Annotated in this window: 20 protein-coding genes; 6 read left to right on the top strand and 14 right to left on the bottom strand. The window is 68.2% G+C overall.

Going from position 1 to position 18499, the window contains the following annotated elements:
- Positions 1-18: 18 nt before the first annotated feature.
- Entirely contained in the window at positions 19-690 is a 672-nt protein-coding gene (locus AB0F43_RS15050; protein ID WP_360475695.1) for a VOC family protein, read from the bottom strand.
- 56 nt (positions 691-746) lie between these two features.
- On the opposite strand from AB0F43_RS15050, the gene AB0F43_RS15045 reads away from it, so the two are divergent.
- Both AB0F43_RS15045 and AB0F43_RS15040 read left to right on the top strand, forming a co-directional pair.
- A complete protein-coding gene (locus AB0F43_RS15045; RefSeq protein WP_360475692.1) occupies positions 747-1421 on the top strand; it encodes a maleylpyruvate isomerase family mycothiol-dependent enzyme in 675 nt (224 codons plus the stop codon).
- Between the two features lie 231 nt (positions 1422-1652).
- Complete coding sequence (locus tag AB0F43_RS15040; RefSeq protein ID WP_360475689.1) at positions 1653-2660, top strand: LacI family DNA-binding transcriptional regulator; 1008 nt, start codon at positions 1653-1655, stop codon at positions 2658-2660.
- Positions 2661-2779: 119 nt separating this feature from the next.
- Here the strand turns inward: AB0F43_RS15040 and AB0F43_RS15035 are convergent, their stop codons facing one another.
- From AB0F43_RS15035 to AB0F43_RS15020, 4 genes are read right to left on the bottom strand one after another with little or no spacing between them, the layout of a single operon-like run.
- On the bottom strand, positions 2780-3673 hold the full coding sequence (locus tag AB0F43_RS15035; protein WP_360475686.1) for an NAD-dependent dehydratase: 894 nt from the start codon (positions 3671-3673) through the stop codon (positions 2780-2782).
- Positions 3670-4506, bottom strand: a complete 837-nt coding sequence (locus AB0F43_RS15030) for a phosphotransferase (RefSeq protein WP_360475683.1) — start codon at positions 4504-4506, stop codon at positions 3670-3672. The genes AB0F43_RS15035 and AB0F43_RS15030 overlap by 4 nt, the downstream gene beginning before the upstream one ends.
- Positions 4507-4547: 41 nt before the next feature.
- Positions 4548-5237: a nucleoside hydrolase gene (locus AB0F43_RS15025; protein ID WP_360475680.1), complete on the bottom strand. Its 690-nt coding sequence runs from the start codon at positions 5235-5237 to the stop codon at positions 4548-4550.
- On the bottom strand, positions 5234-5383 hold the full coding sequence (locus AB0F43_RS15020; protein ID WP_360475677.1) for a hypothetical protein: 150 nt from the start codon (positions 5381-5383) through the stop codon (positions 5234-5236). The genes AB0F43_RS15025 and AB0F43_RS15020 overlap by 4 nt, the downstream gene beginning before the upstream one ends.
- A 93-nt stretch (positions 5384-5476) precedes the next feature.
- Between AB0F43_RS15020 and dapD the strand changes: the two genes are divergently transcribed.
- Together dapD and AB0F43_RS15010 are read left to right on the top strand one after the other, a co-directional pair.
- Positions 5477-6421 carry a 2,3,4,5-tetrahydropyridine-2,6-dicarboxylate N-succinyltransferase gene (gene dapD, locus AB0F43_RS15015; RefSeq protein WP_360475674.1) on the top strand — a complete coding sequence of 315 codons (945 nt, stop codon included), beginning with the start codon at positions 5477-5479 and terminating at the stop codon, positions 6419-6421.
- An 82-nt stretch (positions 6422-6503) separates the two neighbouring features.
- Positions 6504-7481 (top strand): hypothetical protein, encoded by a 978-nt coding sequence (locus tag AB0F43_RS15010; RefSeq protein ID WP_360475671.1) that lies wholly within the window; start codon positions 6504-6506, stop codon positions 7479-7481.
- A gap of 126 nt (positions 7482-7607) precedes the next feature.
- On the opposite strand, the gene fdxA is transcribed toward AB0F43_RS15010, so the two are convergent.
- A complete protein-coding gene (gene fdxA, locus AB0F43_RS15005) occupies positions 7608-7934 on the bottom strand; it encodes a ferredoxin (RefSeq protein WP_012923087.1) in 327 nt (108 codons plus the stop codon).
- Positions 7935-8049: 115 nt separating this feature from the next.
- Here fdxA and AB0F43_RS15000 point away from each other — a divergent pair, with 115 nt between their 5' ends.
- Positions 8050-8982, top strand: a complete 933-nt coding sequence (locus AB0F43_RS15000; RefSeq protein WP_360475668.1) for a GNAT family N-acetyltransferase — start codon at positions 8050-8052, stop codon at positions 8980-8982.
- Between the two features lie 18 nt (positions 8983-9000).
- The gene (locus AB0F43_RS14995) at positions 9001-9435 is read left to right on the top strand and encodes a type II toxin-antitoxin system PemK/MazF family toxin (protein WP_360475665.1); all 435 of its coding nucleotides are present in this window, start codon (positions 9001-9003) and stop codon (positions 9433-9435) included.
- A 24-nt stretch (positions 9436-9459) separates the two neighbouring features.
- Here AB0F43_RS14995 and AB0F43_RS14990 read toward each other — a convergent pair whose 3' ends face one another.
- The 8 genes from AB0F43_RS14990 to AB0F43_RS14955 form a co-directional block, all read right to left on the bottom strand.
- Entirely contained in the window at positions 9460-11226 is a 1767-nt protein-coding gene (locus tag AB0F43_RS14990; protein WP_360475662.1) for a VanW family protein, read from the bottom strand.
- Between the two features lie 120 nt (positions 11227-11346).
- Positions 11347-11865: a flavin reductase family protein gene (locus AB0F43_RS14985; protein ID WP_360475659.1), complete on the bottom strand. Its 519-nt coding sequence runs from the start codon at positions 11863-11865 to the stop codon at positions 11347-11349.
- Between the two features lie 93 nt (positions 11866-11958).
- Entirely contained in the window at positions 11959-12870 is a 912-nt protein-coding gene (gene mshB, locus AB0F43_RS14980; RefSeq protein ID WP_360475656.1) for an N-acetyl-1-D-myo-inositol-2-amino-2-deoxy-alpha-D-glucopyranoside deacetylase, read from the bottom strand.
- A 117-nt stretch (positions 12871-12987) separates the two neighbouring features.
- Complete coding sequence (locus tag AB0F43_RS14975) at positions 12988-13284, bottom strand: LuxR C-terminal-related transcriptional regulator (protein ID WP_360475653.1); 297 nt, start codon at positions 13282-13284, stop codon at positions 12988-12990.
- A 179-nt stretch (positions 13285-13463) separates the two neighbouring features.
- Positions 13464-15161, bottom strand: coding sequence for an ABC transporter substrate-binding protein (locus AB0F43_RS14970; protein ID WP_360475650.1), 1698 nt, complete (start codon positions 15159-15161; stop codon positions 13464-13466).
- Positions 15162-15347: 186 nt separating this feature from the next.
- Positions 15348-16388, bottom strand: a complete 1041-nt coding sequence (locus AB0F43_RS14965; RefSeq protein WP_360475647.1) for a dipeptide ABC transporter ATP-binding protein — start codon at positions 16386-16388, stop codon at positions 15348-15350.
- Between the two features lie 16 nt (positions 16389-16404).
- Entirely contained in the window at positions 16405-17475 is a 1071-nt protein-coding gene (locus AB0F43_RS14960; RefSeq protein WP_360475644.1) for an ABC transporter ATP-binding protein, read from the bottom strand.
- A gap of 17 nt (positions 17476-17492) precedes the next feature.
- On the bottom strand, positions 17493-18497 hold the full coding sequence (locus AB0F43_RS14955; protein WP_360475641.1) for an ABC transporter permease: 1005 nt from the start codon (positions 18495-18497) through the stop codon (positions 17493-17495).
- Positions 18498-18499 lie beyond the last annotated feature (2 nt).

Genomic DNA, 18499 nt, shown 5'->3' with positions numbered 1-18499 from the left:
GTGCCGGTGGCACATCCATCACTGTAGGAACACGCAGAACTCGTTGCCCTCGGGATCGGCGCAGACGTGCCAGCCGATCTCGTCGTCCTTGGGCCGCAGCAGTGTCGCACCGGCGTCCAGCACCGGCTGCAGGGCGGGCGCGGTGACATCCCAGTGGACTCTGTTCTTCACCGTCTTCGGCTCCGGCACCGGGACGAACACCCAGTACGGGAACGGCAGGCCCGGCACGTTCTCCAGCCAGTACCACGGCTTGTCCGGCGTACTCGCGACGTCGCCGCCGACCACCCCGGCCCACCAGCGCGCCTGCGCTTCCGCGTCGGTCGAGTCCACCACCAGCTCCATCAGCCGGTACGCCGGGACGGCGTCGCGGACGAATCCGCAGAACTCACCGCCCTCCGGGTCCTCCAACACGGTCCAGTGCTGCTCGTCCGTTGCAGGCGACTGGATCGTGGCACCCTCACGCAGCAGCTCGTCGATCGCGCCGGTGTGGACGTCCAGGTGGACCCGGTTCTTCACCGTCTTCGTCTCGGGGACCTGGCACATCCAGATGGTCTTCTCCGGGACGTCGCCGACCAGCACGTTCGGGTTGTCGGCCGGCGCGGTCAACCCGAGCACCCGCCCCCAGAACGCGACCATCTCACTCGGGCTCGCCACGTCCACGCACAAGTCTTTGAACCGGGCCGGATTCATGGCACCAACCCTAATCGGCGCGACCGACAAACACTTGCTTGGTTAGGGTGACGGTCATGCGCGACATCCGGCCCGAGGTGAAGGCAGCTGCTCAACGCGTCAACGACACGGTGGCGACGGCGGACGAGGCGGTCGTCCGTGCTCCGTCGGGCTTGCCCGGCTGGTCCCGCGGCCATGTCATCACGCACATCGCGAACTTCTCCGAGGCGATGACGCGTCAGGTCGAGGAGGCGCTCCAAGGCCGGGTGATCGAGGTGTACGACGGCGGCCGTCCAGCCCGCGACGCCGCGATCGAAGCCGGTGCGGGCCGCCCCGCCGCCGAGCTCGTCGACCACCTCCGCGAGGCGACGACCGCCCTCACCACCGCCTGGGACAAGGTCGGCCCCGGCGACTGGGACCGCCCGATCCTCCACCGCAACAGCAACCTGGCCGCCGGTATCTACGCCACCTGGCGCGAACTCGCCGTACACACCGTCGACCTGGCTCTGGAGCCGACCGCAGACAGCTGGTCCCGGGAGTTCTGCCTCCACCTCCTGGACTTCCTCCGCCCCCGCACCCCCGAAGGCATCCACCTGATCCTTCAGGCAGACGATGGCACGACGTGGGAGAACGGCACCGGCGACGACGTCGTAGTCACCGGCAAGCTGACCGACCTGACCGCCTGGTACGCCGGACGAGTCACCCCGGGACCGGTAACCGGCCCGACCCCGGAGCTCCTCCCCTGGCCATAGCTCACAGTGAAGTCGCCTACCTGGATCCAGGTGTCGACGTTGGGGGGCGCTGAAGCCGGCACCGCTCCTCATCGACCCGACCTGGTCACCACCCTTCGAGATCGTTGCCTCGGACAAGTTCCCGGGCAATCCGGTGATCTCGCTGATGGCCCGCTGACGTCGTGAGATCTTTCCCCGGACAGGAGTTAGAGTGCGATCCAGACGATCAACCGGACTCCAGCGGGGGCAGGCATGACGACGATCTACGACGTCGCGCGGAGATCCGGGGTGTCTCCGGCCACCGTTTCGCGAGTGCTGAGCGGCCGGCGTACCGTGGATCCGGAGCTGTCGGAGAAGGTGCGCGCCGCGGTGGCCGAGCTCGGCTACCGGCCGAACGGCGTGGCCAGAAACCTTCGCAAATCAAGAACGAACCTGTGGGCCGTTGTCATCTCCGACATCGAGAACCCGTTCTTCACCTCGCTGGTCCGCGGTCTCGAGGATGTCGCCCAGACCGAGGGCTACCACGTCGTCCTCTGCAACTCCGACGAGGACCCGGCCAAGGAAGCGGCGTACGCGACCGCGGTGCTGACCGAGCAGATGGCCGGCGTGGTCATCTCCCCGACCAGTACGGCGGACGGCGTACAGCAGCTCGCGGACGCGAAGATCCCGATGGTGCTGATCGACCGCCGCGTCGACGGCGTCGAGGCCGACACTGTGCTGGTCGACAACGAGCACGGCGCGACCGAAGCCGTCAGACACCTGATCGACAGCGGGTACCAGCGGATCGCGTGTATCACCGGACCGCGGAAGGTCAGTACGGCGATGGACCGGCTGGCCGGCTACCGGGCGGCGCTGCGGTCCGGCGGCCTCCGCTACCACAAGGACCTGGTCCGCCACGCCGACTTCCGCGAGGCCGGCGGGTACGCCGCGATGGAGAGCCTGCTCGAACTCCCCGAACCACCCGAGGCCCTGTTCGTCACCAACAACCTGATGACCGTCGGCGCGCTGGAATGCCTGGCCAAGAGGGGCGTCCGCGCCCCCGCCGACATCGCCGTCGTCGGCTTCGACGACATCCCCTGGGCCGACCTCGTCGTCCCCAGCCTCACCACCGTCGCCCAGCCCACCTACGACCTGGGCCGCACGGCCGGCCTGCTGCTGAAAGACCGCATCGCCTCCCCCGGCCGCCCACCCTCCACCGTCACCCTCCGCACCGAACTCCACATCCGAGCCACCTCAGCCCCCAAACACGGCAAGATCTAACTGGGGGAAGCTGCAAAGGACCCCGCCTCCGGCGGCGCGCGGACCTCGCTGTCGTGCTCAGGGCTCAACGACGTACAAGCCCTGAGCAGCGACTTCGAGCAGCGGAAGGCGATGGTCTCTCAATGCGGGGGTGGAGGTGGGATGTTGCCAGCCTTGATCCAGGTCACGTAGTCGTGGGCGATCTCTTGGTCAGGGCGAAGCTTCAGGCCCGCGGCGACGGCCCGGTTGTTGGTGAGTTGGAAGGTGCCGTCGTTGGTGCCGTCGGTCGGGAGGTGGAAGCGGTCCTCGGGTGGGGACCAGTTGATCGGGGGTGGGTTGGGTACGGCGGTGCGCCAAGCGTCGGCCAGGGTGGACATGGTGGTGGATGGGCCGACCGCGTTGAAGGGGCCGGGGATGCGGTTGGCCGTGAGGTGCAGGAGGAACGCGGCCAGGTCGCCGGCGTGGATGTACTGGATGGGTTGGTCGGGGCGGGCAGCGCACTCGAGAGGCTTGCCGTGGGCCAGGGCTTCGCCCCAGTTGCCGAAGTCGGGGTTGTAGGGGCCGACCACGAAGCCGGAGCGGACGGACGACGTGCGGTCGCCGAAGTGGGCCTTGAGCAACGATTCGCAGCGGGCCTTGGACGGGCCGTAGAGGTCCATGGTGAAGACGTCTTCCGGGGTGCCCTCCGGCCAGGGCAGCAGCGCGGCGTCCTCGTCCAGGTCCGGCGTCGTCTTGCTCGCGTAGACGGCGATCGACGACATGAAGGTGTAGTGCCCGACGCGATCCACGAGCAGCTCGGCACTCCGGCGTACGTCCTGCACCAGGAAGCCGGACATGTCGATTGCGCCATCCCACTCCCCCGTCGCCAGTGCGTCCGGCTGGGAGCGCGAGCCGGTCAGCCGGCGTACCGACGGGAACAAGCCTGGATTCGTCTGCCCGCGATTGAACAGCGTGACGTCGTGGCCAGCCAGGAGCGCGGCCTCGACCACGTGACGGCCGAGGTTCTTGGTGCCGCCGAGGACGAGCAGCTTCATGACAGCTGGCCGACCACGTCTTCGAGCTCGGCGAGCAGACCGTCGATCCAGTTCTTGGATTCCGGGATGGTCCGCAGGCCCTCCTCGGCGATGAACTTCAACGCCACCAGGTAGAAGCAGCCGCCACCCACCAGCAGCTGACGATCCACCAGGGCCCGATCGGTGCCGGTGGCATCGACGTAGCGGGCAACGATCGCTTCGCGGTCGTGGCCGAGAGCAACGGCATCGCGCAGCAAGGTGTAGAGGTCGCTGAGGTGCGGCGCCAGGTAGGCACCCGGCCAGTCGATCGCGGTCCAGCGGGACCCGTCGGTGACCAGGTTCTTCGGTACGAAATCACCATGGACCACCGCGACGGGCGCCTCCCGGTGCAGCCTGGCCAGCGCATCGGTGAGCGGCGCGAGGTCGAATCCGATCCGGCCTATCCGGTCCGCCATCTCCTTCACCCGCTCCGGCGGGAAGTCGCTGCTCCCCCGGACCGTTCGTCCACGGATGGTCGCCACCAGCTCGGCGGCCGCCAGGAAACCGTCGGCCGACGGCTCCTGCTCCAGCGTCGCTCGCCCGGCATCCGCCAGCACGAGTACGCCGTCCGCCGCGTGGATCAGCCGGGGAGCCGGCAACTCCAGCGGAATCACGAGGCGTTCGTAGACGTCTCCCTCGCCGTACTGACCATCGGTCCCTCGCTTCACGATCACGCTGCGCAGGCCATAGGAGAGCCGCCAGACCTCCGACGAGCCCCACTGCCGGAGCAGCTCTCCGTGCAGCGCCTCGAGCGATGACGCCTCCGTCGCCGCCAGCACTGGATCGGACACGGTCTCAAGCCAGGTCGGAAGCATCCGACGAGTCAATCACATGCGGCCGGACCGACGCCCTGGATTTAGCGTGCCCCGCACGCGGCCAGGATCCGGTCCACGATGCGCCGCGGGACCTGCTCGGTGTCGAGATCGGTGACGATGCGGTGCGGGCCGGCTCCGGGCGTGAATCGGGTGAAGCCGTCGCCGTCCACCTCGATCCGGCCGGTGGCGAACGTGAACAGCTCCGGGTCGGTGAGCATCAGTACGGCGGCCGGGTCGTGCGGGACGTTCGAGTCCGTCGCCATGAACTTCCAGAACTGCCGCATCTCCCCGGCGAGCAACCGGCCCAGCGGTCCGGCGCTTTCGATCGTCGCGACCACCTCACCGCCGAGCCGGATCCGGGTCGTCTGGTCGAGCCCGATCACGGTGGCGGGGACCTCACTGGCGAAGACTGCCACGGCCGCGTCGACATCGGACTTGATGTTGTGCTCGTCCTTGGCCAGGGAGAAGTCGCCACCCATGACGAAGCACTGCTCGATGGCGTGGCCCGGCAATTCGACGGCTTCGGCGAGGTTGGTCAGCGGGCCGACCGCGATCACCGTCGTGGAGCCGGCGAGCAGCTGGATCGGGTCCACCCCGGCGGTCACCTGCTCGCGGTCCAGCTCCGGCAACAGGACGCCTTCGTGTCCGGCCCACCAGACCTCGCGACCGGAGCGGGTTTCGGAGCGGCCGGCAACGATCGGCCCGGCCGACCGGCCGGCGACCGAGGTCACCCGCGCGACCATCCTCGCCCTGAGCACGTGTCGCCGTACACGGTGGTGACACCGGCGAGGTCGAGCTCGGGCGAGCCGAAGATCGTGGCCAGCGCGAGGACGTCGTCGACATCGGAACCGATATCGGTGTCGAAGGTCACAGTCATCGAAATCCTCCGTCGGTTCGTGCCGGGCGGCGGCGTCTCCCGGATGCCGGTCCCATTCAAGCGGAGGTGGCCCGGTCTGGCAGGCTTTGGGGTATGACCGTGAACGCCACCACGCATGCCTGGGGCTTCGGCCTCGCCACCGTCACCGCCGCCGGGACCGTCCTCGACGTCTGGTACCCGGCCCCCGAGCTCGGCACCAAGCCGGCCGACGCGAAGGCGCCCGCCGAGCTGATCGCCGCCGAGGGCAACGACGAGTTGCGGCAGGTACGGCGTGAGGTCGTCGCGGCCGAGATCGCCCTGGACCAGGCCCCGGACGGCAGCACCGCGGACGCGTACCTGCGGCTGCACCTGCTGTCGCACCGGCTCGTCCGCCCGCACGGCGTCAACCTGGACGGCATCTTCGCCGCCCTGCCGAACAACGCCTGGACGTCGCTCGGCCCGGTTCCGGTCGACGAGATCGAGCAGGTCCGGCTGCGGGCGCGCGCGGCCGGCCAGCACCTGACCGTGACGAGCGTCGACAAGTTCCCGCGGATGACGGACTACGTCGTACCGAGCGGGGTCCGGATCGCCGATGCCGACCGGGTCCGGCTGGGTGCGCACCTGGCCGCCGGGACGACGGTGATGCACGAGGGCTTCGTGAACTTCAACGCCGGCACCCTCGGTACGTCGATGGTCGAAGGCCGGATCGTGGCCGGAGTCGTGGTCGACGACGGCAGCGACATCGGCGCCGGTGCGTCGATCATGGGCACGCTGTCCGGCGGCGGCAAGCAGATCGTGTCGATCGGCAAGCGCTGCCTGCTCGGCGCGAACGGCGGCACCGGGATCTCGCTCGGTGACGACTGCGTGGTCGAGGCCGGCCTGTACGTGACCGCGGGCACCAAGGTCACCCTCCCGGACGGCAGCGTGGTCAAGGCGCGCGACCTGTCCGGCCAGCCGGGTCTGCTCTACCTTCGCAACTCGGTCACCGGCGCGGTCGAGGCCCGTCCCCGCAAGGGTGAGGGCATCGCGCTCAACGAAGCACTTCACGCCAACGCGTGAACCTGGGGCACGGTGAGCGCGTCAACCACTTCGTGACCCACAGACAGGAACCCAGGCCCCGCCCCCGAACGTTGGGAGCGGTATGCCGATGAAGCGGGGCGCCGTCGTGGCCTTGGGTGCCATAGGTGCGCTCGCCCTTGCCGTCGGCGCCGCGATCTGGTGGGTCGGCGACCAGGACCTCCCGTCGCTGCTGCCGCCCAAGGAGCAGTGCGCGGCCACGGTCAACGGCGCGACCGTCGTACTGGATCTGGAACAGGCCGAGTCGGCCGCGATCATCGCGGGAGTCGCTGTACGGCGGGGTCTGCCGGCGCGGGCGGCGACGATCGCGTTGGCCACGGCGTACCAGGAGTCAGGCCTGCGGAACCTGGCGCACGGGGACCGGGACTCGCTCGGGTTGTTCCAGCAGCGGCCTTCGCAGGGCTGGGGTACGGCGGCGCAGGTGCGGGACCCGCACTACGCGGCCGGGAAGTTCTACGACGCGCTGGTGAAGATCAGGAACTACCAGACGCTCGCGGTGACGGTGGCGGCCGACCGGGTCCAGCGGAGCGCGTTCCCGAACGCCTACGCGGACCACGAGGCCGACGCGCGCATCCTGGCGTCGGCCCTGACCGGGCAGTCGAAGGGCGTGTTCAGCTGCACCGTCGACCCGGAGTCGGTGGACGTGCAGACAATGGGCCGCAACGGGCTGACGCCGCGCGCGGACGCCGTACGGCGGGATCTGCTGGAGACGTTCGGGACGCTGTCGACCGGTGGGTACCAGCCGGGCGGGGTCCGCTCCGGGCACATGGAGGGCTCGGCGCACTACGAGGGCCGGGCCGTGGACGTCTTCGTACGGCCGATCTCGGCGGCCAACACGACCAAGGGCTGGGCGATGGCGCAGTACCTGGTCGCCCGGGCGGAGCTGCTGAACATCCGCACGGTCATCTTCAGCGACAAGATCTGGACCGCCGGCCGCCGCTCCGACAGCGGCTGGCGCGACTACACCCCACCCGCCCGCTCCGGCGACCCCACCATCCTCCGCCACCTCGACCACGTCCACGTCGACGTCCAGGAGCAGTAGGGCCGGATCCTGACGCGAGGCGGGACACCATTGGTGTGCCCGCCTCGATCAGTAATCAGGAAGTCACTCGCCGTGCTCCTGCTGCGGGAGAGCCGCGATGTCGCCGCGGTCCCCCGCCTTTCAGGCTTACTCGTCGTGTTCCTGCGGGGGCAGGGCCGCGATGAAGGGGTGGTCCTTGTCGATCTTGCCGAGTTTGGACGCGCCGCCCGGGGAGCCCAGGTCGTTGAAGAAGTCGACGTTCGCGGTGTAGTAGTCCTTCCACTGCTCCGGAGTGTCGTCCTCGTAGTAGATGGCCTCCACCGGGCAGACCGGCTCGCACGCGCCACAGTCGACGCACTCATCAGGGTGGATGTACAGCATCCGGTTGCCCTCGTAGATGCAGTCGACGGGGCATTCCTCGACACAGGCGAGGTCCTTCAGGTCAACACACGGCTGCGCGATGACGTAGGTCACTGCTACTCCTCCTATGGCAGGCAAGCGCAGCGCTGGTCTTGGGGTGCTGCGATGCTGTGATGCAGGTATCTAGTATCACGGTAGTACTTCGCCCACTCTGCCAGGAGTCCGCATCGTGTCAGGTCTTGGGGACCGTGATATCGGCCACCGTGTCGTCGTCCGGCACCGGATCCCCGACGGGCTCACCGACGTCATCGGCGTACTGCAGTCCTGGACCCCCGAGGGCCTGGTCGTTCGGCACGCGGACAGCAGTCTGCACGAGATCAGGGCAGACCAGGTCACCGCGGCCAAAACGATCCCCGAGATGCCGCTGCGGCCGGTGGACGTGGAGCAACTGTTCCTGACCACCGCACTCGGCCGGCCCGCGGTGGAGACGGCGTACGTCGGCGAGTGGTTGCTGCGGGCATCGGCGGGCTGGACCGGCCGGGCCAACTCGCTGCTGCCGGCGGGAAACCCCGGGATGCCCGTGCCCGAGGCCCTGAAGCACGCTGAGGCCTTCTACGACGAGCGGGGCCTGCCGCCACTCGCACTCGTCCGGCTGGGCAGTCCCGAGGAGGCCGAGCTGCGTGCCTGTGGGTGGATCGACGCCCGCCCCGGCCAATCCGACGTACTCGTCATGCACGCCACGCTGGACCACGTGAACGGTTCCCCGGCGTACGACGTACTGGTCGCGGAGCGGCCCGACCGGGCCTGGTACGCGGCCGCTTTCGACGGGCCGGTGCCCGAGCCCGCCCCGACCGTGCTGGAGGGCGCCCCGAAGGCGGTCTTCGCCTCGATCACCCTGGACGGCAAGGCGGTCGCCGTCGGACGCGGCTCGATGACCGGGCACTGGCTCGGAGTGGACGCCGTCCGGGTCGACCCGTCGTACCGCCGCCGTGGCCTCGGCACGGCCCTCCTGCAGGCCTTGGCGCGCTGGTCAGGCCCTCTGGGGGGCCGTCGCACGTACCTCGAGGTCCTCGAGGAGAACACCCCCGCCGTCACCACGTACCGCAACCTGGGCTACGCGCCCGCGTACCGCTACCGCTATCTGACGAGACGCCGACCCTAGCCGCTAGTCTCGGGTGGCATGGCGGATCACGTGGCCGAGCGGCCGGAGTACGCGGGGGACTTCGAGGGAACGGTGCACGTGGAGTACACGCCGCATCCGGACGACGGAGTGGCGGATCCTGGCGAGATCGTCTGGACCTGGGTGCCGTTCGAGGAGGACCACGACCGGGGCAAGGACCGGCCGGTGCTGGTGGTCGGGTCGGACGGGCCGTGGCTGCTGGCGCTGATCCTGACCAGCAAGGACCACGACCGCGACGCCGCCGACGAGGCTCGCTGGGGCCGCGTCTGGCTGGACATCGGCCGCGGCACCTGGGACCGGGACGGCCGCCGCAGCGAGGTCCGGCTGGACCGGGTGCTACGGATCGACCCGGCCCAGGTACGCCGCGAGGGCGCCGCGATCGGCGAGGACCTCTTCAACCAGGTCGCCGCCGAGCTCACCAAACTGCAGAACTAGGCCATCCACAGCGGCCGCGTGGTATCAGCCCGGCGGGCGGGTGGTCGTGGTCGGCTTGCTCAGGCCCGGTGGGGTGGAGGCGGGCGGCGGCGTCGTGCCGGGTTTGGGGCCGCAGCGGATGTCGTCGGCCGCGTTGTACTTCGTCGTGAACGACTCGGTCTTCACCCGGACGCCGTTCTTCGAGAAGTACCGGTAGATCGTGATGTCGAAACCGGCGGTCGGGGCCTGCGGCCGGCAATTCGCCTCGGTGCTGTACACGGTCTTCGGAGCACGGGGATTGGACCGCCCGGACTGCCCGGCCGTGATGTCCCACACCTTTGTGCCCCAGATGATCACTCGGATGCTGCCCTGGTTGCCCGGCGTAGACGCCCTGAAGATCGTCTGCACCAGGATCCCGTGCCCGGAGTCGTTCAGGAACTTCAGATCCACCGACGGCCAGGCGACAGTCGCCTCCCGGCCGACTGGATACCTGGGGATGTAGACGCTGTGCGCCTTGTGCTCGACGTCCTTCAGCCCGGCGAAGAACGCGGCGTTGAAGGTCGTGGTGGCCGACTGCGACACACCGCCGCCGAGGTCCAGGACGAACTTGCCGCCGTTGATGATGTTGCCCTCGGTGAACCCGTTCTCCTTGGTCCGCTCGCCGACGATCTTGTTCAGGCTGAACGTCTCACCCGGCTTCAGCAGCGTGCCGTTGATCTTGCGGGCCGCCGTCCCGATGTTGACATTGCGGTACGGCGCGTGCGGGAAGAAGGTGGTGAAGTCACCCATCTTCTCCTTGATCCCGAGCGCCTGGACCGCCTCGGTGGTCACCTTGGCCTTCGTGGGCGCGAGCCCGACCTGGGCCCGCCGCTCGCCGACCGGCTTGGGTAGCACCGACAGGATCGCCGGGCCCACCTTGGCCCGGTCCACCACCATGCCGTCGACGGCCGGGATCACCTTCGGGCCGGCACCGACGATCTGCACCGTCGCGTCCTTCGGCAGCGTCTCCAGCGCCTTGAACCGCTCCTGGAACAGCGGCTCGAGCAGCTTCGCGTTCAGCGACGGAGTGATGGCGCCGTCCTTGACGGTCACCGCCAGCGCCGGCGCGAGCTCACGCGGCTGCAGCTCGACCGACTTCGACCCGACGGTGAGCCGGATCGGGCCGGACATGGCCGGCTCGGCGAACTCCGCCATCGCCTTCGCCATCGCTTCCTTGTCGGCGTGCGGCTTGGTCACGCTGACCGCAAGCTCGGCCGGGGTGCTGTCGGCGGGGTAGGCGGCGAGCAGAGTGCCGGCCGCCTTCGCGTTGTCCAGCTGCAGTCCGTCGGCGGGAGCGTGCTGGACCGGTTCGGTGTCCTTGAAGGTGATGGTGCCGTCGGTGGCGGGCCGGTTCACCTGCTTCGCGAGCTTGGCGACGGCCGCCTGCAGCTTCGCGTCGTCCTTCGTGATCACCGGCTCAACGGCCTCGCCGCCGGTCAGGGCCTGCCAGATGTGACCCGGAGCCAGGCTGCGGCCGGCGCCGGCCGCGTCGACGGTGGCGGCCACGTCCAGGCTGAGCCCGGCCTCGCCCGGATCCACCCGGTACGACGACTCGCCCGACTTGAGCGTGATCGGCTGGGCCAGGCGGTCCTTCAGGCCGGCCTCGAGCTTGGTCTTGGCGTCCGCCTCGGACAGCCCGCCGACCGGGATGCCGAGCACGGTGGTGTCGGCCGGGATCTTGTCACCGGCGAACGCGAAGGCCGCCCCGTACCCCACCACGAGCACACCAAGCCCCGCCGCGGCGATGATCCCCGCGAGCTGCTTTCTCCCCACCGGACAGCGTCCTCCTGCTCGAGTGTTCGGGCCGCGCCCGCACGGGGCACAAGGGCACATCCTACGGGAAGGGGCGGGCCTGTCCGACCGTTGGGCCTGCCCCGGACTGCCCTTCCACGCTCACACGTCCGGCAGTTCCCGGTAACCGCCCGTGTAGTAGATCAACGCTGCGTGATCACTCGACTCGGGTACGCCAAGACTGAGCACTTCCCCGACCACGATCGTGTGATCGCCGCCGTCGTACGTCGCCCAGGTCCGGCACTCCAGCCAGGACAGCGAGTGTTCAATCACCGGACATCCGGTCTTCGGGCCGGTCGTCGTACCGATGCCGTCGAACTGGGTGTAGAGGTCCCGTCCGGACCGGGCGAACCGGTCCGCGATCGGCTGCTGGTCCCCGGCGAGCACCGACACCGCCCAGTACCCGCACTCGAGGACGGCGCCGTGCATCCGGACGCCCTTGTCGACGCAGACGAGCACCAGCGGCGGGTCGAGCGAGACGGAGGTGAACGCATTCGCCGTCATGGCGTGCGCGACGCCGTCCTGGAGGGTGCTCATGATCGTGATACCGGACGCGAAACGCCCCAGCGCCGCGCGGAACTCCGCGGGCGCCACACTCCCACTGGGCTCCGGCGACGACACCCCAGCAGACTATGCCCGCTCATAGGTTGACGCCTCAACAGAGCGTGTGGATCCCGTCACGTAATCGCGAGGTCTACCCGCGGAGCCTCCGGGTCAGAGGCCGGCGAACAGGTCGTCCTCCAGGCCGTCCGGGCCCGGTGCGGCCGTGCCCTTGACCAGGCGGTAGGCCTCCGAGCCCCAGATCTCGTTGCCGTTGTTGTTCGACAGAGCGAAGAACGGGCCGTCGACGGTGATCTGGGTCGCGTGCGCCTTCATCGCGTTCATCTTCTGGTCGACGAACTGCCCGGCCTCGATCACGCAGTCGATGTACTTGTCCGGCGTGACGAACGGCCCGAGCGGCCCGTCCGGGTCCATCCCCTCGAAGGTCGTCGTGTCCCCCGACTCGCGCAACTTCCGCAGGCTGTCCCGCAGCCCCGACTCGGCCATCGCGTTCCAGTAGATCTTCGGGATGTCCCACGCCTCGCCCAGATCCTCCCGGTACGACGGGACGGCAGCCAGCGCGGCCGCGTACGTCGCGACGCGGTGCGCCTGGATGTGGTCGGGATGGCCGTAGTTCCCGTACTGGTCGTACGTCACCAGCACCTGGGGACGGGTCTCGCGGATCACCGGGACCAGGTCGTTGGCCGCCTCGAGCAGATCGGCCTGCCAGAAGCTGTCCTTGCGGGTGTCCGGCGGGACGTCGGCGTTGCCCTCGTCGTTGTAGATCATCCCGGTGTCGCGGTACTTCCCGGGAGCGCCGAGGAACCGGTAGTCGGTGACGCCGAGCTCGGCCATCGCGGCGGCCAGCTCGCCGATCCGGTGCTCGCCGAGCTGGTCGGTCTGGTCCGCGGCCAGGTGCTCGAGCTCCGGCACCAGCACCTCACCCTCCTCGCCGAGGGTGCAGGTGATCAGTGTGACGCCGGCGCCCTCGGCCACATAGCGCGCCATCGTCACCCCGTTGTTGATCGTCTCGTCGTCCGGGTGGGCGTGCACCAGCAACAGCCGGCGATCAGGAAGCTCACTCATGCGGAAAAGCCTACGTCGCCGTACCGACAGAACTCAGCGTCGCACCTGGTCGCGGCCCGGGCGTTGCCGGGCCGTGACGGATCCGTGGTGCCTGGCCGGGAGTGTGCCGGCGGACGATCAGCCGAAGCGGCGGACGAGAAGGCAGCCGGCCTGGAAGCGAGACTTGGCCCCGAGACCGGCGATCAGGGCGCTGATCTCGGCCCGGATCGTCCGCAGCGACAACCCCAGCTCGCGGGCGATCGCCGCGTCCTTGGCGCCGGTGGACATCATCCGGCCGATCGTCACCTGACGACTGGTCAGCTCCTTCACCGCGACCGGCGTACGCCGCCGCGCACCCAGCTCGTAGACGTCGCAGACGATCTCCGGGGCGACGTCGTCCCGCCGTACCGCTGGGACGACCTGGTAGACCGGCATTGCTCGCTCCTCCCCACCTGGCTGAGGCTGAGATTCTTTCGCTCCGTCAGGAGGGTCACCAGGTACAACCCATACAGTTCACCCATACAACTTGGCTGGCCCCGGACAGCACGAGAGGGCGGCCACTCCAGGCACCGCCCTCTCCGGCTTACTGTTCAGTTGTCGACCTCAGGTGCCGGTCAGTTCGCCTTCTTCAGACCGATCTGGGTCAGGTCGGGCAGACCACCGGTGTTCGGGTCGGCCACGACGTTGTCGAGGTTCGAGCCCACGACGTACACGTTGAGGTCCTGAACGGTCGGCACCAGCGGCGCCGTCTTCATGATCTCGGTGTACAGGTCGGCGAGACCGCTCTCCACCTTCTGCTTGTCGGTCTCCTTGGCCAGCTCGGCCATCTTGTCCCAGCCGGCGTTGCTCCGCGCGTAGTTGTTCTGCGCGGCCTTGTTCGGAGCGGTGGTGTCCGGTCCGAGCACCGACGGAACGATGGTCGTCAGGCTCGCCCAGTCGTAGCACCAGCCCGCGGTGATCAGGTCGGTCGCGGACGAGTCCTGCTGCTGGGTCGAGTAGTAGTTGTCGCCCGGGATCTTCTGGATGTCGACGTTGACGCCGATAGCCTTCCAGGACGCCTGCGCGGCCTCGGCGGCCTTCACGGCCAGACCGGAGTCGGCGGTGCCGAGGACGAGCTTCTCGCCCTTGTAACCGGCCTCGGTCAGCAGCTGCTTGGCCTTCGCCTGGTCACCCTCCGGCGGAGCCTTGAAGTGCTCCTCCGCCTGGTAGCCCTCCATGTCCTGCGGAATGATCGAGTCGACCACCTTGGCGAGCCGCTCGCCACCACGGCCGTCGCGGTAGCTGTTCCGGTCCAAACCGTAGTACAGGGCCTCGCGCAGCTTCTGGTTCTTCATCAACGGCTTCTGCTGGTTGAACGCGATGTACCGGCGGCAGATGTCGGTGCCCTCGACCACGCGGTCCTTGACGTTCGCCTGGTTGGTCTTGGCGATGTTCTCCGGCTGCACGCCCGCGAAGCTCAGCGAGCTCTTGTCCGCCGTGCCGTCCGCGATCAGCCGCTGGTCGACCGTCGCCTCGGCGTCACCGAACTTGAAGATGAACTTGTCCGGCAGCGCGTTGCGCAGCGGGTCCGTCTTCTGGTCCCAGTGCTCGTTGCGGATCAGCACCAGCTGCTTCTTGCGCGTGTAGCTCTCGATCTTGTACGGACCTGAGGAGACCGGACGGTTGTCGTACGCCGTCTTGGTGTCCTTGGCCTTCGGGACCGGCGAGAAGACCTTCATGCTCGCGGTGCCGTCGAAGGAGGAGACCGGGCGGTTCAGCTTGAAGATGATCGTCTTCTCGTCCGGAACCTCGATCGCGGTGCAGCCCTTGCCACCGTTGTTGCCGGCAACGTACGGACCCTTGTAGCCCGGGCAGGCGAGGTACTCGTGCGCGTACGGCGCGCCCTCGGCCATGTCGGCGGAGAACGAGCGCTCGGCGTTGTACTTGATGTCGGCCGCCACGATCGGCGTACCGTCCTCGTACTTGAGCCCGTCCTTCAGCTTGAAGGTCCAGGTCTTGAAGTCCGGCGACGACTCGTAGCTGTCGGCGAGGTCCTTCTCCAGGATGATCTTCTTCGCCTTGGCGTCGTACCGGTAGTCCGTCAGCGTCCTGCCGATCAGCTTGCCGATCATCTGGGAGTCGGTCACGAAGTTCCGTGCCGGGTCGAGGTGCTCCACGTCGCTGACGTGGTAGACGGTGACGGTGCCCCCCTTGGCACCGGCCGTGTCCTGTCCGGATGGCGTGCCCGTTCCTTCATCCCCGCCGCAGGCTGCCGCCGTAAGGGTCAGAGCGAAGCCGAGGGCGATCGCCCCGGTTCGTTTGACGTGATGCATGGCCAGTATTCCTTCCTGTATGACGTTCGACGCCGGGTCACGGCGGCTTGGTGAGAAGTGCTCTCCGTCATGTCGCGGTCATCAACTCACGTATTCACAAAGGGGCGCAATGACAGTTCGGCCAGGTGACCGGATCGTGACCCCTATCAATGCCTTTCCGAAACCCACGGCTACTCTCAGTAGCCGTTAGATCACATCGCGTTCCTCCGGGAAGTGGCAGGCAGCCTTGTGTCCGGGGGCACCGATCTGCAGCAGCGGAGGCTCCTGCTGGGCGCAGATCTCCTGCGCCTTCCAGCAGCGTGTCCGGAACCGGCAGCCCGACGGAGGGTTCAGCGGGCTCGGGACGTCTCCGGTCAGCCGGATCCGCTCCCGATGGGCGGTGGCGTCCGGGTCGGCCTCGGGAACCGCGGACAGCAGTGCGTGGGTGTACGGGTGCCGGGCGTGGTTGTAGAGCTCGTCGCGATCAGCCGTCTCGACCACCTTGCCCAGGTACATCACCGCGACCCGGTCGGAGATGTGCCGGATCACCGACAGGTCGTGCGCGATGAACAGGTAGGCGAGGCCGAACTCGTCCTGCAGGTCCTCCAGCAGGTTCACGATCTGGGCCTGGATCGACACGTCCAGCGCCGACACCGGCTCGTCGCAGACGATCAGCTTCGGGCGCAGCGCCAGCGCCCGGGCCACGCCGATCCGCTGCCGCTGGCCGCCGGAGAACTCGTGCGGGTAGCGGTTGTAGTGCTCGGGGTTCAGCCCGACCCGCTCCATCAGCGCCTGGACACTCTGCTTCGTGGTGCTCTCGCGCTTCACCTTCTGGATGTCGAACGGAGCCGCGATGATGGCGCCGACCGTCTGCCGTGGGTTCAGCGACGAGAACGGGTCCTGGAAGATCATCTGGATCTCCCGCCGGTACGGTCGCATCTTGGCCCGGCTCAGGTGGGTGATGTCCTGGCCCAGAAACGTGATCTTCCCGCCGGTGGGCTCGTCCAGCCTGGTCACCAGGCGTCCGGTGGTGGTCTTCCCGCAGCCCGACTCGCCCACCACGCCGAGCGTCTCGCCGGCGTGGATGGTCAGGTCGACACCGTCGACCGCCTTCACCGCGCCGGTCTGCTTCTGGAAGATGATGCCGCGGGTGACCGGGAAGTAGCGCTGCAGCCCGCTCGTCTCGAGCAGCAGCTCGCCCTGCGAGGGCTGCTTGGCCGGCGCCTCTTCGGTCGATGTCGTCGTCACGATCGCTCCTCGCACGTCACAGGTTCGGCTTGATCTGCTCGGCGAACAACTGTTTGCGCTGCTCGGAGTCGATGTGGCACCGAACCCGGTGCCCGCCGGTGTCGATCTGGAGCAGCTCCGGCAGTTCAGCGGTGCACGAGTGCCCCTCGACGTACTGCTGGTAGTCGCAGCGCGGCTGGAACGGGCACCCCTTGGGCAGGTTGATCAGCGACGGCGGCGTGCCGCGGATCGACTTGAGCCGCGCGTCACCGCTGCGGTTCACCCGCGGGATCGAGCCGAGCAGGCCCCAGGTGTAGGGCATCTCCGGCCGGTAGAAGATGTCCCGGACGTTCCCCGTCTCGACGACCCGGCCGCCGTACATGACCACCACGTCCTGGGTCATCTGGGCGATCACACCGAGGTCGTGGGTGATCATGATGATGGCGGAGTTGAACTCCTTCTGCAGGTCCATCATCAGGTCGAGGATCTGGGCCTGGACGGTGACGTCGAGCGCGGTGGTCGGCTCGTCGGCGATCAGCAGCTGCGGATCGCACATCAACGCCATCGCGATCATCGCCCGCTGCCGCATACCGCCGGAGAACTGGTGCGGGTAGTCGAAGTACCGCTTGTCCGGCGACGGGATGCCGACCCGGTCGAGCAACTCGACGGCACGCTTCTTCGCCACCGACTTCGGGGCGTCGTTGTGCACCAGGTAGGCCTCGGTGAGCTGGTCGCCGACCCGGTAGAACGGGTGCATCGCCGACAGCGGGTCCTGGAAGATCATCGCGACCTGCTGCCCGCGCAGCCGGCGGATCTCCGGCACGGACATCGACACCAACTCGGCGCCGTCCAGCCAGATCTCACCGCTCACCTGCGCCCGGCTGCCCTTGTGCAGGCCCATGATGGCCAGACTGGACACGCTCTTGCCCGAGCCGGACTCGCCGACGATGCCCAGCGTCTTGCCGCGCTCCAGGGTGAAGCTCAGGCCGTTGACGGCCTTCACCACACCGTCGTCGGTCGGGAAGTGCACCTGCAGGTCCTTGACCTCCAGGAACGGCCGGCCGGTACTGGCGGCTGCCGGTGCGGTACTCGTCACGGACTCGGTCACTTGGTCTCCTCGCCGGGTCACGACAGCCGCACGCGCGGGTCGATGATGGCGTACAGGACGTCGACGATCACGTTCGCCAGGACCACGAAGATCGCGGCGAACAAGACGACGCCCATGATCGCGGGCAGGTCGTTGCTGAGCACGGAGTCGATCGCGAACTTGCCCAGCCCGGTGATGCTGAAGATCTGTTCGGTGATCACCGCCCCGCCGAGCAGTCCGCCCAGGTCCAGGCCGAAGATCGTCACGATCGGCGTCAGCGCGGACCGCAGCCCGTGCTTGAACACCACGGTGCGCTCACCCAGACCCTTGGCCCGGGCGGTGCGGATGTAGTCCTCGTTCATCGTGTCGATCATGTTGGCCCGGGTGAGCCGGGTGTAGAGCGCCGCGAACACCAGCGCGAGCGTGATCCAGGGCAGGATGTAGAACTGCAGCCATTTCACCGGGCCGACGGTGAACAAGGCCGCGTTGGCCGTGTCCGGGAACGGTATCCACTGGAGTTTGACGATGAACAGGAACAGCAGCAGGTAGCCGAACACGATCGTCGGGAAGGACACACCGAACAGAGCGACGCCGACGCTCAGCTTGTCCAGCGCCTTGCCCTTACGCAACGCCGCGAGCAGTCCCAGCATCACGCCGAAGAACAGCCACAGTACGGCGGCACCGGTGGCCAGCCACAAGGTCGCCGGGAACGCGTCCGAGATCGAGTTCCAGACCGGGATGCCGTTCTGGTACGACTCGCCGAAACACGGCCACGCGCACGTCCGCTCGCTGCCCTCGGAGCCGATCGTCCGGCCCCCCGGGCTCACCAGGCCCTGCATGTAGGTGCCGTACTGGACGATGAGCGGATCGTCGAAACCGTACGTCTCGTTGACCTGGGCAACCGTCTCGGCGTTGCAGTTCTTGCCGCAGATCAGCAACGCGGGATTCGCCGGGGTGGCCCAGAACAGGAAGAACGTGATCGCGCTGATCACCAGGAGAATGAGCACCGTCTGGAGCAGCCGGCGGATCAGATAGCGGCCCATCG

Source organism: Kribbella sp. NPDC023972 (assembly GCF_040639075.1).
GTDB lineage: Bacteria > Actinomycetota > Actinomycetes > Propionibacteriales > Kribbellaceae > Kribbella.
Note: the sequence above shows the minus strand (reverse complement) of the source record. Positions and strands in the feature narration are given on the sequence as shown.

What these genes read in the sequence shown, in the direction of transcription:
- AB0F43_RS15050 (WP_360475695.1), bottom strand. Translation starts at nt 690, where the DNA reads ATGAATCCGGCCCGGTTCAAAGACTTGTGCGTGGACGTGGCGAGCCCG.
- AB0F43_RS15045 (WP_360475692.1), top strand. Translation starts at nt 747, where the DNA reads ATGCGCGACATCCGGCCCGAGGTGAAGGCAGCTGCTCAACGCGTCAAC.
- AB0F43_RS15040 (WP_360475689.1), top strand. Translation starts at nt 1,653, where the DNA reads ATGACGACGATCTACGACGTCGCGCGGAGATCCGGGGTGTCTCCGGCC.
- AB0F43_RS15035 (WP_360475686.1), bottom strand. Translation starts at nt 3,673, where the DNA reads ATGAAGCTGCTCGTCCTCGGCGGCACCAAGAACCTCGGCCGTCACGTG.
- AB0F43_RS15030 (WP_360475683.1), bottom strand. Translation starts at nt 4,506, where the DNA reads ATGCTTCCGACCTGGCTTGAGACCGTGTCCGATCCAGTGCTGGCGGCG.
- AB0F43_RS15020 (WP_360475677.1), bottom strand. Translation starts at nt 5,383, where the DNA reads ATGACTGTGACCTTCGACACCGATATCGGTTCCGATGTCGACGACGTC.
- dapD (WP_360475674.1), top strand. Translation starts at nt 5,477, where the DNA reads ATGACCGTGAACGCCACCACGCATGCCTGGGGCTTCGGCCTCGCCACC.
- AB0F43_RS15010 (WP_360475671.1), top strand. Translation starts at nt 6,504, where the DNA reads ATGCCGATGAAGCGGGGCGCCGTCGTGGCCTTGGGTGCCATAGGTGCG.
- AB0F43_RS14995 (WP_360475665.1), top strand. Translation starts at nt 9,001, where the DNA reads ATGGCGGATCACGTGGCCGAGCGGCCGGAGTACGCGGGGGACTTCGAG.
- mshB (WP_360475656.1), bottom strand. Translation starts at nt 12,870, where the DNA reads ATGAGTGAGCTTCCTGATCGCCGGCTGTTGCTGGTGCACGCCCACCCG.
- AB0F43_RS14975 (WP_360475653.1), bottom strand. Translation starts at nt 13,284, where the DNA reads ATGCCGGTCTACCAGGTCGTCCCAGCGGTACGGCGGGACGACGTCGCC.
- AB0F43_RS14970 (WP_360475650.1), bottom strand. Translation starts at nt 15,161, where the DNA reads ATGCATCACGTCAAACGAACCGGGGCGATCGCCCTCGGCTTCGCTCTG.
- AB0F43_RS14955 (WP_360475641.1), bottom strand. Translation starts at nt 18,497, where the DNA reads ATGGGCCGCTATCTGATCCGCCGGCTGCTCCAGACGGTGCTCATTCTC.